The 679-nt window shown below is 72.8% G+C and carries 1 protein-coding gene; it reads right to left on the bottom strand.

Going from position 1 to position 679, the window contains the following annotated elements; genetic code table 11:
- Nucleotides 1-448, bottom strand: a 448-nt coding sequence (locus GPJ59_RS38315) for a TetR/AcrR family transcriptional regulator (protein ID WP_258025459.1), incomplete at its 3' end; no start/stop codon positions are given.
- Nucleotides 449-679: the final 231 nt, after the last annotated feature.

The raw sequence follows: 679 nt of genomic DNA, 5'->3' as shown, positions 1-679 counted from the left end.
CCCCCCCCCCCCGCCCCCCAACACCCCCACCCACCCCCACGGACTCCCACAGAAACACCCCAGAAAACCCCGGCCCCCCCCCGCCGAGCCTCTCCCGCCAGGAGTCCAAGCCCGGGCCACCACTCCCCCCGAAGCCCCTCCCCAGAGACACCACCTCAGGCACCTCAGGCGCCCCCGGCACCCCCGGCACCCCCAGCGCCGCCTCCACCATCAGGGCGACCAACTCCGCCTTCCCCGGCAGATACCGGTACAGCGCCATCTTCGTGACCCCGAGCTCCCCGGCCACCCGCTGCATCGAGACCCCGGCCAACCCCTCCGCATCCGCGATCGCCACTCCCGCCGCCGCGACCGCGTCCAGCGTCAGCCCCCGCTTCGGGCCTCGCGCCGGCTTGGCCGGCGGATGCGGTCCCCAGAGCAACCGAACCGCCGCTTCCCACTGCTCGCCCATCCGCCCACTCCCGAAATACGCCGCGCCCTTGCACCCCAACCAATACTGCGTCTACCGTACACAGTATCGCTCAGTATCCACCGGACACAGTTTCCGAGACCCACCCACACCACCCACCCCAAAAACCCCCCTCCCACCCCCCCCCCCCAAACCCCACCCCCCACCCCCCCCGAAGCCCCCACGCCCACCTTCCCCCCCCCTCCTCTCTCTACCTCCCCCCCCCCCCCGACC

The sequence above is a fragment of the Streptomyces bambusae genome (assembly GCF_019400985.1).
Lineage (GTDB): Bacteria > Actinomycetota > Actinomycetes > Streptomycetales > Streptomycetaceae > Streptomyces > Streptomyces bambusae_A.
The sequence above is the reverse complement of the archived record's forward strand: the minus strand, read 5'-3'. Positions and strand labels throughout refer to the sequence as shown.